Source organism: Microvirga pudoricolor (assembly GCF_016892705.1).
GTDB classification, from domain to species: Bacteria; Pseudomonadota; Alphaproteobacteria; order Rhizobiales; family Beijerinckiaceae; genus Microvirga; species Microvirga pudoricolor.
Genome location: NZ_JAFEMB010000001.1, coordinates 1,289,200 through 1,303,401 on the forward strand (window position 1 = coordinate 1,289,200; position 14,202 = coordinate 1,303,401).

A 14,202-nucleotide genomic window follows, 5' to 3' on the forward strand; every position below is an offset into this window, starting at 1 on the left:
TCCGGGAGAATGGCCCTGAAGTGCGGGTTTCACAAGGCCTGCATCACGCCCTGTAGCCGCCCACGCCCTCGCCCAGATAGGCGTTGTTGGCCTCGCGGATGCGGGCCGCCTCGTCGTCGTAGATGAACGGCAGGAAGGCGTAGCGGCGGCCCTCCGTCACCTTCGAGACCGAGTGCAGGAGCGAGCACGAGAACACCACCGCGCCGCCCGCCGGAGCCTTGTAGGTGCGCGGCCCGTATTCCGGAAACCCGACCTCGCCGCCCTCGAACTCCGCGTTGAGGTTGATCGAGACCGCGAAGCGCCGGTGGGCCGTGCCCTTGGTGGTGTTGTCCCGATGCGCCCGGAAATGCCCCCCGTCCTCCGCCGCGTAGCAGGACACGATGTAGCGCTCCATCCGGGTCGGCTTGAAGCAATGGACCTTCTCGATCTCGGTGTTGATGCGCCGGATGACGCGGTTCTGCACCTGCCGGATCAGGTTCGGGTCCGTGATCGTGTAGTCCTTGCGGCGCTTGTGGTTGGGGTTGTGCACCGCCACCGTCTTGCCGTCGACCTCGCGCATGTAGCCCGACTCGGTGCCGCCATGCTCCTCGTAGAGGCCGATGAGGTGCTTGCGGAAGCCTTCCTCGAACACGTCCGGCACGATGAGGATCGGGGCCTGGATTTCGAACCCCGCGAAACGGTCGATCGGCGGCAGGGCGCGCAGATAGGCCATCACCTCGTCCCGGTCGCTGCCATCCTCCCGGAACGGAAACACGGCGCGAACGCGCAGGGTGGGGTTGAGCACCATCCAGAACCGCCGGGCCGCCACCGAACCGCTCTCCTGCCCCTGCGGCAGCGCCCCATAGAGTTGTCCGACCTTGCCGTCGAAGTCCCAGAAATGCCGGATGCCCGGCAGCATCTCGCGGGCCCGGCCCTCGGACTGGTCCGCCGGATCGAAGCTGATTCCGAACAGGGCGAGCTTGTCATCGTCGAAGAGCGAGCCCTGCCCGGCCTGGATCGCCTCAAGGGCCGCCCGGCCCGGCTCGTCCGACGCCGTGCCGTAGAAGCACAGCACGATGTAACGCCCCGCCACCGTATCGAAGGCGAAATTCGGGTTGCTGGTGCAGGCCTGATGGAACCACGGCGCCGGATCGCCCGCCTGGAGAGAGCGGTAGGCGGGTTTCGTGGCGGCGGCGGTGGCGGCGGACATCGCGGTTCCTTCCATAACGTAAGAGTGTTACGCTTTTCTAGACCGACGCCGCGAGGCCGCGCAACCTACCTTTGCGTGAACAGCAGCAGCCCGACGCCGCCGAGGATGAGGGCCATGCCGAGGATCTCCCGCCGCGTGGTTCTCTGGGCCATGAACCGATGGGACACCGCCTGCGCCATGAGCACCTCCACAAGGGCGAGCGTGCGCACGTTGGCGGCGGTGGTGAGGGCAAAGCCCAGGAACCAGAACTGCGAGGCCAGGGCGCCGAGGAAGCCCGCCCCGAGGGACGTGCGCCAGACCCGGAAGCTCGCGAGGAGCGCGGGCCGGTCGAACAGGCCGAGCCACGCGACCAGGATCAGGGTCTGGACCCCCAGGCTCCAGGCGAGCGTCGTGGTGGCGCGGACCAGGTAGGAGCCGTCCTCCAGGCTCAGGATCGCGCCCCGGAACCCGATCGCCGCCAGGGCGAAGAACGCCCCGGACCCGATGCCGAACACTACGGGCTTCCATCCCGCCGACGCCAGGTTCGTGCCCGGCTTCACGGACATGAGCACGACGCCGGCGGTGGCGATCAGGATCGCGAGCCCGATCATCGGCGTCAGGGTGTCGCCCAGCAGCACGAGGCCGAACAGGGCTACCTGCACGGGCTCGGTTTTCGTGTAGGCCGTGACCACCGAGAAGGCGCGCTCGCGCATGGCGGCGAGCATGAGGGCCGTGGCCAGGATCTGCACCGCCGCACCAGCCGCCACAGAGATCAGAAAGGCGCCGCTCGGGCCGGGGATCCTCTCTCCCGTGACGATCCACACGAAAATGAGTGCCAGGAGCGCGAACGGAAACCCGTAGAGAAACCGGACCTGGGTCGCGCCCACGGTGCCGATCATCTCCGTCAGGCGCCGCTGGGTGGCGTTCCGCCCAGTCTGGGCGGCGGCGGCGATGAGCGTGATCGGAACCCATAAGTACAGAGAATTCATGGACGTTCTTGAAAACCTTGCATCTCGCCATGCTCTTGCCACGGAATTCGCTATGAAGGAATTCGACCTAAGGGGCTTCGGGGGAATCCCAACCTAGTCAAGTTGTCCGTTTGAGGCTACCAATGGCCAAGCTGCTTGAGGCAGGGCTATCAGCTTCGCGTCGCATATGCATGTTTTGTATGGAGCCGTATTGATGGGTGCCAGCCGAGCCCTCCGCTTATCCGTTCTCGCCATCGCTGCCCTGTTGAGCGGTTCGGCCTTCGCGGGCGCTCCGTCCCTCGTGGTCGATCTCCAGAGCGGCCGCGTCCTCCACGCCGACCGGGCCACGGATCCGTGGTTCCCGGCCTCCATCACCAAGCTGATGACCACCTATGTGGCCCTCGACATGGCCCGGCGGGGCCAGGTGAGCATGGAGACGCTGCTCACCGTGACGGATGCCGCCGCAGCCCTGCCGCCGTCCAAGATGGCCTTCAAGCCCGGCACCCAGATCCGCCTCGACAACGCGCTGAAGATCATCATGGTGAAGTCGGCCAACGACGTGGCCGCCACCATCGCGGAGAATCTCGGCGGCTCCATCGACGGATTCGCGGCCCTGATGAACCAGAAGGCGCGGGAAATCGGCATGCACGAGAGCCGGTTCGCCAACCCGCACGGCCTGCCCGACGAGCGCAACCAGACCTCCGCCCGCGACATGGCGATCCTGGCCCGCACCCTGCTGACCCAGTTCCCGGAATACAACGACCTGTTCCATATCGGCGCCATCCAGTACGGCCGCCGGGTCATGCGCAACACCAACGGGCTCATCGGCCGCTATCCGGGCGCCGACGGCATGAAGACGGGCTTCATCTGCGCGTCGGGCTTCAACGTGGTGGCCACGGCCACCCGCAACGGCCGCCAGCTCATCACCGTCGTGCTGGGAGCGCCCTCGGCCAATGAGCGCACCATGAAGGCCGCCGAGCTCTTCGACCGCGGCTTCGGCTCGTCGCCGAGCCTCGCGGCCTATTCCCTCGAGAACCTGCCGGATTCCGCCTCTACGGCCCCGCCGGACATGCGCTCCGTCATCTGCGACCGCCGCGGCCCCGTGGGCGAGGACAGCCAGACCACCGTGGCGGAGGACAACGCCACCCCGAACCTGCTCAGCCCCTCGTCCAACGTCTTCGCTTTCGCGGGCGGCAACGCCCAGCCCCTGCGCACGACCCTGGGACCCCGCGCGGCGGTTCAGCCGGTGCCGGTCTGGATCGGCCTGAACCCGCCATCCGAGAAGGACCTCGCGGCCCAGGCGGCGGAGGAAGATGCGGCCGAGAAGGCCCGTCAGGCCAAGAAGGCGTCCAAGACCGCCAAAAAGCCCGCCAAGGCCACTGACGCGAAAACCGCCGACAAGGCCGACGATGCGGACGCCCCGGAGGTCAAGAAGGACAAGAGCCGCGCCAGCGTCTCCCTCAAGCCCGTGAGCGACGCCGCCAAGAAGGTGGACACCAAGGCCGCCGACACGAAGAAGACCCCGGCCAAGCCGCAGGCCGCCGCCGACACCAAGGCGGAGCCCAAAGCCGACGCGAAGGCCGACGCCAAACCGGCCGCCAAGACGCCGCCCAAGCGCCCGGCGGCCCAGAAGGACAAGCCGAAGGCCGCCACCGAGGGCTGAGGGCCGCGCCCGATGCCATTCCCACGAATATCGGGCCTGCTCGATATCCGCCTCCTGTGAAGCAAGTCGGGAACGCCCGACTTGCCTGCGGCGAGGATCGCGTCGCGTGAGCGACCGGGGTGGGGGTCGAAAAGTCGAAGTCTTCCGTCCGTCATTGGAGCGCATTCGCTTCTACCGTCATGCCCGGCCTTGAGCCGGGTATCCACGCCCCACGTCGCTAGACGTGGGCGGCCGGGTCAAGCCCGGCCATGACGGCGGTGGGAGCGATGTCATCGCTCACCGGGTCGCCCCACCTCCACCCGAGCCCTTCGGGCCTGCCCTCACCACAAGGGTGAGGAAACGGCCCCGCGCTCATCCAAACCCGGCTTCGCCACCTTGCATTTGGGCCCGATCCGCGCGAACGGAGGCGCGTGACCAAGCCCTCCTCTCCCCTGTCTCCCGCCGGCTCCCTGTTCGCCCTCGGTTCCGCGGCGCTCTACGGCCTCAACATCGTGTTTGCCCGCGTGGCCGCCCTGGAGGGTGCCAACGGGCCGACCATCGTGGTCTACCGGGTGCTGCTGATGCTCGCCCTCATGGGCGTGGCGCTTGGCTTCCTGCGCCGCCCCCTGGCGGTGGCACGGGGCGAAGGGTTTCCCATCGTGGTCTTCGGCCTGTCCACGGCGATGCTCGGCCTCTGCTACGTGTCGTCGGTGGCCTTCATCCCCGTCACAGTGGCGGCAGTGATCTTCTATGCCTATCCGGTCCTGATCGTGCTCGCGAGCCCGTTCGTGGAGAAGACCCGCCTGACCCTGCCCCTGATGGCCGTGGTGCTGGCCGCCCTGACCGGCGTGGTGCTGGTGGTGGGGCCCGTCTTCGACGGCCTCGACTGGCGTGGGGTCGCCATGGCCTTCGGGGCGGCGATCGCCTGCGCGGTGCAGTTCTTCGTGGCGGCCCGGACCCCACGGACCGATCCCCTCGCCAAGGTGTTCTGGGGCCACGTGATCGTGCTGCCCACCGCCCTCCTCGTGGGCGTCGTGACGGGGCAGCTCGGCGGCCCGGCCATGCTGGCGCTGGCGCCCTTCGCCGTGTTCGTGACGGTGGCGGGCTACGTGGTCGGCTTCCTGCTCCAGATCGCGGCGCTGGCCCGCATCGCCCCCGTGGCGGCCGGAATCATCTATTGCCTGGAGCCCGTGGTGGCGGCCCTGATCTCCGTCGCGGTACTGGGGGAGGCCCTCACCCCCGTCCAAGCTGCGGGCGGGCTGCTTGTGCTGGCCGCCATCGTGGCCAACATTATCCTGGAGCGCTCCCGCAAGACGCCCCTCGTTCCCACGGATTGAACCGATGTCCTCCCGTCCAGCCGGCCCCCTGCCGCCGATCCCGCTCACGATCCTCACCGGGTTCCTGGGCGCCGGCAAGACCACCCTGCTCAACCGGATGCTGCAGGACCCGGCCCTGGCCGATACGGTCGTGATCATCAACGAGTTCGGCGAGATCGGCCTCGACCATCTCCTCGTCGAGACGGTGGACGAGGGCATGATCCTGCTGGGAGCGGGCTGCCTGTGCTGCACCGTGCGGGGCGATTTGATCGCCACCCTGGAAGACCTGCTGCGCAAGCGCGACAACGGCCGCATCACGCCGTTCCGGCGCGTGGTCATCGAGACCACCGGCCTGGCAGATCCCGCCCCGATCCTGCACGCGGTGCTCTACCACCCCTACCTGTCCATGCGCTATGCCCTGGAGGGCGTCGTGACCGTGGTGGACGCGGTGAACGGCCCGGGAACCCTCGACGCGCATCACGAGGCCGTCAAGCAGGTGGCGGTGGCCGAGCGGATCGTTCTCGCCAAGGCTGATCTGGCCGATGCCGCCAGCCTGTCCGGGCTTCGAGAGCGCCTCCACGCGCTCAATCCCGGCGCCGCGATCCTCGACGCGGATGCGTCTGTCACCGACATTCTGTCGGGCGGCCTGTTCGGGCTCGACGGCAAGATCGCCGATGTGGGCGAGTGGCTGAAGGCGGAGGCCGTCGAGGAAGCGGAGCACCGCAGCCACGCCCACCAGCACGGCCATCACGATCACGGCCACCACCACGACGTGAACCGGCACGATGCGAGCATTCGGGCCTTCTGCCTCACGAGCGACGCGCCGGTGCGCCAGGGCGCGCTCGACATGTTTCTCGACCTCCTGCGCTCCGCGCAAGGATCGAGGCTTCTCCGTGTGAAGGGCCTCGTGGCCCTCGCCGAGGATCCGGACCGTCCGGTGGTGATTCACGGCGTCCAGCACGTGATCCACGTCCCGGCGATCCTGCCGCGCTGGCCCAGCGACGACCGGCGCACGCGCATCGTGTTCATCGTGGACGGCGTCGACCGGGACGAGGTCGAGAGGTTGTGGAACGCGTTCCTGGGCAAGCCGGGAATAGACCAACCGGATGCAGCGGCGCTGGGGGACAATCCTTTGTCGCTGCGGCGTTAGCCCGTTTCTGCCGATCTCAACCTCATCCTGATGAGAGCCGGAGGCTCGTCTCGAAGGATGCTTCAGCGGAGTGTTTCCCGTGCACCCTGGATCATCCTTCGAGACACCCGCTACGCGGGCCCTCAGGATGACACTTCGAGACGAATTGCCACGCAATTCCCTCAGGATGAGGCTCTGAGACGAATGGCCTTGTCGCTCATCAGGACGAGGTCATGCTCGATACAGATCAAGCCGCCATTTGCGAGCGTTGCGCCCAGCCCGTCATCGATTGCTCGATGGCGGCCGTGATCGCGTACATGATCACGCCGAGGATCGCGAGCACCACCAGCGCGGCCCAGACGAGCGGCACCTCGAAGGCGGCGGACGCGCGGGTGAGCAGGTTGCCGATGCCCACGTTCGAGGCGTTCTGCTCGCCGATCACCGAGCCTACATAAGCCAGCGTGATCGCTACCTTCAGCGAGCCGAAGAAATACGGCATCGCGCGGGGCAGGCCCACCTTCATGACGATGTCGCGCTTGGACGCGCCGAGCGCCCGCAGCACGTCCTCCATCTCGGGCTCGACGGTGGAGATGCCGGTGGCGACATTCACCACGATGGGAAAAAACGAGATCAGGAACGCCGTCATCACCGGCGGCACCCAGCCGACGCCGAACCAGAACACCAGGATGGGCACCACGGCCACCTTGGGGATCGAGTTGAACCCGACGAGCAGCGGATAGGTGCCCGCATTGATGAGGCGCGAGGAGCCCAGCATCATGCCGAGCAGCAACCCGAAGACGACCGCGAGGCCGAACCCCGCCAAGGTCATCCAGAGGGTGAAAAAGGCGTGGTAGGTGAGCTGGCTGCGGTATTCCCAGATCGCCGCGAGGATCGTCGACGGCGCGGGCAGCACGAAGCTCGACACGCCGAAGACCCGGCACACGATCTCCCAGAGGGCGAAGAACCCGATGGTGAAAATCCAGGGCGCGAGCATGAGGGAGCGCTTGGTGACGGTCATCGGAGCAAACTCGCAAGCTGGGGGTCGTTCACACTCCACCTCATCCTGAGGAAGGCCAAAGGCCCGTCTCGAAGGAGGGCTCTAGCGAAGTGGTTCCGGTGCTGGCTGGACCATCCTTCGAGACGCCCGCTGCGCGGGCCCTCAGGATGAAGTTGTGGCCCTGCTTCGGACATTCGTCTCACGCTGCGCTCCGCGCGTGGGCGATGTGACCGCGCAGGTCGTGCACGACGGCGCTGAATTCCGGCGTGTAGGTGATCTCGAGATCGCGCGGGCGCGGGAAACTCACCTCGCGCTCGGCCACGATGCGGCCGGGACGGGCGCTCATGCAGAAGATCCGGTCGGCCAGGAAGGTGGCCTCGCGCAGGTCGTGGGTCACGAGGATCACGGTGAATTTTTGGGCCGCGTGCAGGTCGCGGATCACGCACCACAGCTCCTCGCGGGTGAAGGCGTCGAGCGCCCCGAAAGGCTCGTCGAGCATGAGCAGCTTCGGCTCGTGGATCAGCGCGCGGCAGAGCGAGGCGCGCTGCTGCATGCCGCCGGAGAGTTGCCAGGGAAACTTCTCGCCCTGCCCCCTCAGGCCCACCTGCGCCAGCAGCGCCTGAGCCTTGGCCACGTATTCGGCCTTGTGGCGCTTGAGGCGCGAGCGGTGCGGCTCCACGATCTCGAGGGGCAGCAGGATATTGTCCAGGGTGGTGCGCCAGGGCAGCATGGTGGGGTTCTGGAACGCCATCCCGGCGAGCTTCACGGGCGCACCCACCTGCTGGCCGTCGACGATGACGGTGCCCTGCTTGGGAAACTGCAGCCCCGTCGCCAGCTTCATGAGCGTGGACTTGCCGCAGCCCGACGGCCCCACGATGGCCGCGAACTCGCCCTCCTGAACCCTCAGGTCGAGCCCCTGCACGGCGGGCGCGCCGTCCTCGGCGCGGGCATAGACGTGGGTCACGTCATGGATGTCGACGAAGGCGGGCAAGAGAGGCTCCGGAAACTACCCTCCCCTTGAGGGGGAGGGTCGGGGCGCGACAGCGCTCCGGGGTGGGGTGGGAAACGCGACCTCACAGAGCGCGGTGGTTCCACCCCACCCCGCTCGCGGTGCTCGCGACCCTCCCCCTCAAGGGGAGGGTCTGAGGCGTCAGTTCACCTTCCGGGCATCGCTCGCGGGCAGGAACGCGTCCGAGAACACGTCCTCGACCTTGGGCTTGGCCTTGTAGGTGAAAGTGAGGCCGATCTGGTCGAGGGCGCGGGCGAAGCGGTCCTTGTCGATGCCGCCGAAGCCGTTGGCCTTGACCCAGGGGGTCAGCATGTTCTGGTCGAGCACCATTTTCAGGCGCTCAAGCTCCACGTCCTTCTTGGCCACGTCGTTGCGTTTGATCACGGAATCGACCGCCGCCGACGGGTCCTTGATGGTGTCCTGCACGCCCTTCATGATCGCCCGCAACAGGCCTTTCACGGCCTCCGGCTTCTCGGCCGCGAATTTGGGCGAGATCAGGATGGTGTTGCCGTAGAGGTCCACGCCGTAATCGCTCATGAGCATCACCACGATGTCCTCGGCCGGAACGCCCCGGGACTTCAGGTTGATGAAGGACGACATGGAGAAGCCGAAGACCGCGTCGACCTCGCCCTGCGCCAGCATGGGCTCGCGGACGGGGAAGCCCACATTCTCGAACTTCATGGTCGAGTCGTCGATCTTGTTGACGGATTTGAAGATCGGCCATTGCGCGTAGGCGCCGTCCGCTGCGGGCGCGCCGAACTTCTTGCCCTGGAGGCTCGATACCTCGGCCGAGATGCCCCGGCTCTTGCGCCCGATGATGGCGAAGGGCGGCTTGTCGTACATCACCATCACGGCCTTGATGTCCGTACCGGGATTCTCGTCGCGGAACCGCACCAGGGAGTTCACGTCCCCGAAGCCCGCGTCGTAGGTGCCCGAGGCCACGCGGGAGATCGGCTCCCGGGAGCCCGCCGCCGGATCGATGGTCACGTCGAGGCCCTCGGCCTTGAAGTAGCCCTTGTCGAGCGCCACCGCGAAGGGAGCGGCCGGTCCCTCCCAGCGCCAGTCGAGGCTGAACCGCACGGGGGTTTGGGCAAAAGCCGACTGGGAGGCCATCAGGGCAGCAAGCCCGAGACCGGCTTTCATGATCCAGGACCGGACAGACGTCCCTCTCATGAAGGACGAAGAACGCGACATCGAAAATTCCTCCCTTGCGCAAGCATGTGTCTTCGACAGGCAGCCAACCGCCCTGCCTTCGGAGGCAGCATGCAATCAAAATGCGGCGCGGCCCGCAAGGGAGGGGTGCCGAACAACAATGCGTGATCTGCCTCTTCCTTGGGCAAAGCCGTCCGACCGGCAACACCCGGGCGTCAGACCGGCAGCATCCCGTCGCTCTTCACCTCCTCCATGACCGCATAGGTGCGGGTTTCCTTGACGCCCGGAAGGGCGAGAAGGATTTCGCCCAGGAAATGCCGGTAGGCGGCCATGTCGGCGACGCGGGTCTTGACGAGGTAATCGAAGCCGCCCGCCACCATGTGGCATTCCAGGACCTCGGGCGCACGCTTCACGGCCTGTGCGAACTTTTCGAACACGTCCGGCGTCGTCTTGTCGAGGGAGACCTCCACGAAGACCAGCAGCCCGAGGCCCAGGCGATGCGGATCCAGCCGTGCCCCGAAGCCCGCGATGTAGCCGTCCCGCTGCAGGCGCTTCATGCGCTCGCCGGTAGAGGTGGGCGACAACCCGATCTTGTCGGCCAGTTCCACGGCGCTGATCCGGCCGTCGGCCTGGAGCTGTTTCAGGATCCTGCGGTCGATCCGGTCGATATCCGTCATTCTAACGCCCATAAAGCTCAAGAACCGAACTTTATACGGCACATGGCGAAATTACGCCATCGAAACACGGCGCGAGCGCCTGTATTCTCCGGCCAGCGTCTAAAGGACATCCATGACTCACTCCCTCCCCATCGCCCTTGCCTTCAACCCACCCTATGCGGAAGACGACCGGGCCATCGCGGGCCGCCTTCTCGCGAGCGCACGCCTGACCCCGGAGCGTGAGGGGCGCGTCGACCGGCGCACGACGGGGCTCATCGAGGCGATCCGGGCCAAGGGCGGCGGTCTCGGCGGCGTCGAGGACATGCTGCGGGAATACGCGCTCTCCACCAAGGAGGGTCTTGCCCTGATGGTGCTGGCCGAGGCGCTGCTGCGGGTGCCGGATGCGGCCACCGCCGACCGGCTGATCGAGGACAAGCTCGGCCAGGGCGATTTTGCGGGTCGCGAGGCCAAGTCCGACGCCTTCCTGATCTCGGCCTCGTCCTGGGCGCTCGGCATCACGGCCCGAATCATCCAGCCCGGCGAGACCCCGGAGGGCATCCTGCGCCAGGCCGCCAAGCGCATCGGCCTGCCCGCCGTGCGCACGGCCACCCGGCAAGCCATGCGGGTGATGGGCAACCACTTCGTACTGGGCCAGACCATCGAGGACGCCCTGAAGCGGGCCGGATCCGGCAAGGGCCGCCTCTATCGCTATTCGTTCGACATGCTGGGCGAAGGCGCCCGCACGGCGGACGACGCCCGGCGCTATTGGCAGTCCTATGCGGACGCCATCGAGGCCATCGGCCGCTCCGCCGGAAACGAGCCGCTGCCGAACCGGCCCGGCATTTCGGTGAAGCTCTCCGCCCTCCACCCGCGCTACGAGGCCACGAGCCGCGAGCGCGTCCTGGCGGAACTCGTGCCGCTGGTGATCGAGCTCGCCCAAAAGGCCAAGGCCTATGACCTGAACTTCACGATCGACGCCGAGGAGGCCGACCGGCTGGAATTGTCCCTGGAGGTCATCGAGGCCGTCCTGTCCGACCCGTCACTGGCTGGCTGGAGCGGGTTCGGGCTCGCCATCCAGGGCTACCAGAAGCGTGCTGGCGCAGTCATTGACGCCATCGCCACCATGGCAGAGCGCTACGACCGGCGCATGATGGTGCGCCTCGTCAAGGGCGCCTACTGGGACACGGAGGTGAAGCGGGCCCAGGAACGCGGTCTCGACGATTATCCGGTCTTCACCCGGAAGGCGATGACGGACCTGAACTACGTGGCCTGCGCCGAGAAGCTTCTGGCGCTGCGCCCGCGCATCTATCCGCAATTCGCCACCCACAACGCGCTGACCGTCTCGTCCATCCTGGAGCGGGCGGGCGGCACGGAGGGTTACGAGTTCCAGCGCCTGCACGGCATGGGCGAGGCGGTCTACGGCAAGCTCCTGGACGACGAGCCGGGCCTGGCCTGCCGCACCTATGCGCCGGTGGGCGGCCACCGGGACCTCCTGGCCTATCTGGTACGGCGCCTTTTGGAGAACGGCGCCAACTCGTCCTTCGTGTCGGTCGCGGCGGACGACGACATCCCGATCGCGAACCTGCTGGTGCGGCCCGCCGACATCATCGGGTCTCCCGACAAGGCCCGGCACCCGAAGCTGCCCCTGCCCCGCGACCTTTACGGGCCCGGCCGCGCCAACTCGCGGGGCGTCGAGTTGGGCCACAGGACGTCCCTGGCCGCGTTGGCGGACGAAATCCGGCCCCATGCGGGCCAAGCCTACAAAGCCCTCCCGCTGGTCGACGGCAAGGCCGCATCCGGCACCACGCGTCCGGTGCTCAGCCCCATCGACGGCAGGCTCGTCGTGGGCGAGGTGACGGAGGCCGCGCCGGAGACGGCGGACCGCGCCATGACGGCGGCCCGTGCCGGTTTCGCGGCCTGGAGCCGGACGGTTGCGGCGGCCCGCGCGACGGCGCTCGACCGCGTGGCCGATCTGCTCGAAGAGCGGCGCGGCGAGATGCTCTACCTTCTCCAAGCAGAGGCCGGGAAGACCATCGACGATGCCCTGTCGGAGGTTCGCGAGGCCATCGACTTCTGCCGCTACTACGCCGCACAAGGCAGAACCTTGTTCGGCACCGGCGAGGCCATGCCGGGCCCGACGGGCGAGAGCAACGTACTGCGCCTGCGGGGTCGTGGCGTCTTCGTGGCGATCTCGCCCTGGAACTTTCCGCTCGCCATCTTCCTCGGGCAGGTGACGGCCGCCCTCATGGCCGGCAACGCCGTGGTGGCCAAACCCGCCGAACAGACGCCCCTGATCGCCGCGCTCGCCGTGAGCTTCCTGCACGAGGCGGGCGTCCCGGCCTCGGCCCTGCATCTGGTGCCCGGTGACGGGCGCGTGGGCGCGCGCCTCGTGGAGCACCGGCACGTGGCGGGCGTGGTGTTCACGGGCTCGACGGAGGTCGCCCGTCTCATCAACCGCACGCTCGCGAACAAGGACGGCGCGATTGTGCCGCTCATCGCGGAGACCGGCGGCATCAACGCCATGATCGTGGACGCGACGGCCCTGCCGGAGCAGGTGGCGGATGATGTTGCGACCTCGGCTTTCCGCTCGGCGGGCCAGCGCTGCTCCGCCCTGCGGCTCCTCTGCGTGCAGGAGGACGTAGCCGACCGGATGATCGAGATGATCGCCGGGAGCGCCAAGGAATTGAAAGTGGGCGACCCTCGCGAGGTCGCAACTCAGATCGGCCCCGTGATCGACCATGACGCCAAGGAGAAGTTGGACGGCCATATCGCCCGCATGACAAAGGAATCGAAGGTGCATTACGCGGGCAGCGCTCCGGCCGGGACCTATGTGGCGCCTCACGTCTTCGAACTGAAGCGGCCTGCGGATCTCGCCGAGGAGGTGTTCGGCCCTGTCCTGCACGTGGTTCGCTACAAGGCAGGGCGCTTGAACGAGGTGATCGAGGCCATCGAGGAGACCGGCTACGGCCTGACGCTCGGCGTGCATTCGCGCATCGACGCCACCGTCAACCGGATCGCCGATACGCTCTCGGTGGGCAACGTCTATGTAAACCGCAACATGATCGGGGCGGTAGTGGGCGTGCAGCCTTTCGGCGGCCACGGTCTGTCCGGTACGGGCCCCAAGGCGGGCGGGCCGCATTACCTCCTGCGCTTCGCGACGGAGCAGACCGTCACGATCAACACGGCAGCGGCGGGCGGCAACGCCAACCTCATCGCGATGGGCGAGTAGCGGTTCGCTCCCCTTTAGCCCTCGCATCGAGATCCAGGGCGCGCCGCACCAGCGCGCCCGCGATCTGCTTCTGGACCGGATCGAGCCTCAGCTCGCAGCGATGCACATCCGTTGCAAAAATCCCTTGAGCACGCCGGAGCATTTTGAAGAATGCGATGCTGATATCGATGTGCTGCTGCGTGAAGGCGAGGATCGGCAACATGCGCTCGAACGCATCCCGCGCCGCATCGGCTTGCCCATCGCGGAACAGGTCGTAGACCCGGCCGTAAGGATGATCCATCGCGGTTGGCATGAAGGCATGCACGCCCCGCTGCAGGGCCTCCATCATCTGCCCGGCCGCCCACCCGCCCGAAACGTGAAAATCGCCCCCGAAAGCTCCCAGGACCTGCGAGTATTTCGGGCCCGCCAGGACGCTCTCGATCTTGATGGCCTGGAAGCCCGGGCAATGGCGCGCGAGTCCTTCGATGACGCCGAGGGGCAGCCCGTGACCCGTCCAGTCGAGGTCTTGCACGACGATCAGGTCCGGTCCGGTCTCGGTGAGGCGCTCCAGTTCGGACCGGAGCTCGGACAGCTTTTTGCGCGGGTCGACCTGATAGCACGACGCATCCGCCCCGATGCGTTTCGCCTGACGCGCGAGGATGAGCGACGCGTCCAGGTCCGGCCCGGTCACATTGACGATCAACGGCACGCGTCCCGCGATCACTTCGGCGATGATGGACCCGATCCGGTCCCGTTCCTGGAGGCTGAGGCTGCGGTTCTCGGCGGCGACTGCCAGGATCAGGAGGCCGGCGCAGCGCGCGTCGAGGGAGGCTTCGACAACCCCTCGCACCCCGGCCTCATCGACTCTGCCGTCGAGGTCGAAGGGCGTGTTCAGGCTCGGAACGATGCCGCGCAGGCGGGCGAAGGTGGGATGCATGGGCAAAGCCCCGGCGCGTG

The 14,202-nt window shown here is 67.4% G+C and carries 11 protein-coding genes; 4 read left to right on the forward strand and 7 right to left on the reverse strand.

The genetic code is table 11. The annotated features are described in order from the left end of the window. Positions 1-43: 43 nt before the first annotated feature. Positions 44-1,189 carry a 2OG-Fe(II) oxygenase gene (locus ILT42_RS05915; protein ID WP_204214480.1) on the reverse strand — a complete coding sequence of 382 codons (1,146 nt, stop codon included), beginning with the start codon at positions 1,187-1,189 and terminating at the stop codon, positions 44-46. A 65-nt stretch (positions 1,190-1,254) separates the two neighbouring features. Continuing rightward, the gene (locus tag ILT42_RS05920) at positions 1,255-2,157 is read right to left on the reverse strand and encodes a DMT family transporter (protein ID WP_204214482.1); all 903 of its coding nucleotides are present in this window, start codon (positions 2,155-2,157) and stop codon (positions 1,255-1,257) included. A 193-nt stretch (positions 2,158-2,350) separates the two neighbouring features. Here ILT42_RS05920 and ILT42_RS05925 point away from each other — a divergent pair, with 193 nt between their 5' ends. From ILT42_RS05925 to ILT42_RS05935, 3 genes are all read left to right on the forward strand, one after another. Then, positions 2,351-3,799, forward strand: a complete 1,449-nt coding sequence (locus ILT42_RS05925) for a D-alanyl-D-alanine carboxypeptidase family protein (RefSeq protein WP_204214484.1) — start codon at positions 2,351-2,353, stop codon at positions 3,797-3,799. 410 nt (positions 3,800-4,209) lie between these two features. Beyond that, entirely contained in the window at positions 4,210-5,115 is a 906-nt protein-coding gene (locus ILT42_RS05930) for an EamA family transporter (RefSeq protein ID WP_204214487.1), read from the forward strand. Between the two features lie 4 nt (positions 5,116-5,119). Beyond that, complete coding sequence (locus ILT42_RS05935) at positions 5,120-6,244, forward strand: CobW family GTP-binding protein (protein ID WP_204214490.1); 1,125 nt, start codon at positions 5,120-5,122, stop codon at positions 6,242-6,244. A gap of 226 nt (positions 6,245-6,470) precedes the next feature. On the opposite strand, the gene ILT42_RS05940 is transcribed toward ILT42_RS05935, so the two are convergent. The 4 genes from ILT42_RS05940 to ILT42_RS05955 form a co-directional block, all read right to left on the reverse strand. Beyond that, entirely contained in the window at positions 6,471-7,241 is a 771-nt protein-coding gene (locus ILT42_RS05940) for an ABC transporter permease (protein WP_204214492.1), read from the reverse strand. Positions 7,242-7,419: 178 nt separating this feature from the next. Further along, complete coding sequence (locus ILT42_RS05945) at positions 7,420-8,211, reverse strand: ABC transporter ATP-binding protein (RefSeq protein ID WP_204214494.1); 792 nt, start codon at positions 8,209-8,211, stop codon at positions 7,420-7,422. A gap of 159 nt (positions 8,212-8,370) precedes the next feature. Next, entirely contained in the window at positions 8,371-9,423 is a 1,053-nt protein-coding gene (locus ILT42_RS05950) for an ABC transporter substrate-binding protein (RefSeq protein ID WP_204214496.1), read from the reverse strand. Between the two features lie 173 nt (positions 9,424-9,596). After that, entirely contained in the window at positions 9,597-10,058 is a 462-nt protein-coding gene (locus tag ILT42_RS05955) for an Lrp/AsnC ligand binding domain-containing protein (RefSeq protein ID WP_204214499.1), read from the reverse strand. Between the two features lie 112 nt (positions 10,059-10,170). On the opposite strand from ILT42_RS05955, the gene putA reads away from it, so the two are divergent. Then, a complete protein-coding gene (gene putA, locus ILT42_RS05960; RefSeq protein ID WP_204214500.1) occupies positions 10,171-13,266 on the forward strand; it encodes a bifunctional proline dehydrogenase/L-glutamate gamma-semialdehyde dehydrogenase PutA in 3,096 nt (1,031 codons plus the stop codon). Here putA and ILT42_RS05965 read toward each other — a convergent pair. After that, positions 13,247-14,182 (reverse strand): dihydrodipicolinate synthase family protein, encoded by a 936-nt coding sequence (locus ILT42_RS05965; RefSeq protein WP_204214502.1) that lies wholly within the window; start codon positions 14,180-14,182, stop codon positions 13,247-13,249. The two genes, putA and ILT42_RS05965, sit on opposite strands and share 20 nt — an antisense overlap. Positions 14,183-14,202: the final 20 nt, after the last annotated feature.